Here is a 711-nt window from a genome sequence, read left to right on the forward strand (position 1 = left end):
ACTTGTACATCCCCGTCGAGCATATCGACCAAGTTTTTCACGATGGTCAAACCAAGGCCACTGCCACCGTATTCGCGAGTTGTGGTCGCTTCTTCTTGAACAAAAGGTTCGAACATTTCATCCAACTTGTCGGACTCAATACCGATACCCGTATCGCTGATTTCAACCACTAGCACACTATTGTCTGCGCCATAAAACTGCTCTAACTCGGCATGTAAACGCACGCAGCCCGATGGCGTGAACTTCACCGCGTTACTGACTAAATTAAACAGAATTTGATTCAGACGAACTTGGTCGGTGAAAATCTCTACATTGCCATCAAGCTGGTTTTCAATGACAAGTTCAACCCCTTTGTTTTCACAAATAGGGCGATAGATGTTTTCTAGCGTTCGCATGGTATCAGCGAAGGAGAAAGGATGTTTTTGGATATTGAACTTGCCTTGTTCAATCTTTGAGAAGTCCAAAATATCATTCAATACAGCAAGTAAATGCTCACCACTGTGGCGAAGAACATCGATTTGGTTCTTCTGCTCTTCCGCTTCCACGGAATCTTTGAGTAGCTGCGCAACTCCCAAAATACCATTAATTGGTGTGCGAATTTCATGGCTCATTTTAGCCAAGAAGTCAGCTCGCGCTTGCGCGGATTTTTCGGCTTCTCTGCGTGCTAAGTTACTTTGCTTTTCAGCTTCGATCAGCGTTGTAATATCTTGC

Annotated in this window: 1 protein-coding gene; it reads right to left on the bottom strand. The window is 44.4% G+C overall.

Annotated features, from left to right (window positions below; all coding sequences use genetic code 11):
• Positions 1–711: sensor histidine kinase (locus R7Z49_RS24965; protein ID WP_318112379.1), on the bottom strand; the 711-nt coding region annotated here is incomplete at both ends.

Source organism: Vibrio sp. 1562 (assembly GCF_033340155.1).
GTDB lineage: Bacteria > Pseudomonadota > Gammaproteobacteria > Enterobacterales > Vibrionaceae > Vibrio > Vibrio alginolyticus.